Below are 901 nucleotides of genomic sequence, written 5' to 3' on the forward strand. Positions count from 1 at the left end.
TTGGCAGCGTCGGTTATGCACAGGTCGCCATCCGATACGGCCAGCATGTCGTGTGCTGCAGCTTTCGGCGCTTGCTCAGCTACCTTTTGTTCAAGTGCTATGACCTGAGCTTTCTGCTGCTCAAGCTGATGCTGGGCGACCAGCACTGCCTTGGCAAGGAACGTAGCCGGATCGTCAGCAGCCTGCTGGGCCACGTCTTGGCGCATTACTATGCCCTGGGTCATCAGTTGGTCGTAGGCGCGGATGACTTTCAGGCTAAACTGCGGGCTGATCCACATGGCGTAGGCATAGACAAGTTCTTTGCATACATAGGTACCTGGGGCGGCTCCACCTCTCACGGACAGCGCAGGAACAAACGCCATTTCTGGCGTTAGCTCAGCAACAAGAGATTGATACCCATCGGTACGAGTCCAGCGATTAGGACTGTGTTTTTCTTCACCACCAGCAGCTTTGTGCAGATCGTTCAAGCAGAAGCGATTTTCTTCATCTTGGCGGATGGTTACATCAGCAATGATCAGTTCCATGTCACACCCCCAAGCCAATGGCTTCGATTTCTTCACGGGATACTTGGACATCGTCAAGCAGGGTAGAGGCAACTGTTTTTCCGTGTGCGGCCAACTTGCTGATGATGTCGTCTTGGGACAGCTTGGCGATGGCACCAAGGATGCCGATCAGAGCCTCTGCGTGGCATTCTGCCAAAGCGGTAGCGTCAATGCCTTTGTTCAAGAGCTGATGGGCTTGACTGTGTTTTGTGGTTGCGCTATTTTCCATAGCGAATTCTCCTTGATTTAGATCGTCTAGGAATTTCATGAATGCCTCGGTTGCAGCCGAGGCATTTGCTTTTGTACTGCACTTAGTTTGCCTGGCTGGGGTGCCATCCACCAAGTGACCGTCAGGCGGC

2 protein-coding genes are annotated in these 901 nt (G+C 53.2%); both read right to left on the minus strand.

The features are described from left to right. Positions 1 to 524: KilA-N domain-containing protein (locus FLQ44_RS22435; RefSeq protein WP_206209094.1), on the minus strand; the 524-nt coding region annotated here is incomplete at its 3' end. Between the two features lies 1 nt (position 525). Then, the coding region (locus FLQ44_RS22440; RefSeq protein WP_206209096.1) for a hypothetical protein at positions 526 to 901 on the minus strand (376 nt) is incomplete at its 5' end.

The organism is Vogesella mureinivorans (assembly GCF_007644035.1).
GTDB lineage: Bacteria > Pseudomonadota > Gammaproteobacteria > Burkholderiales > Chromobacteriaceae > Vogesella > Vogesella mureinivorans.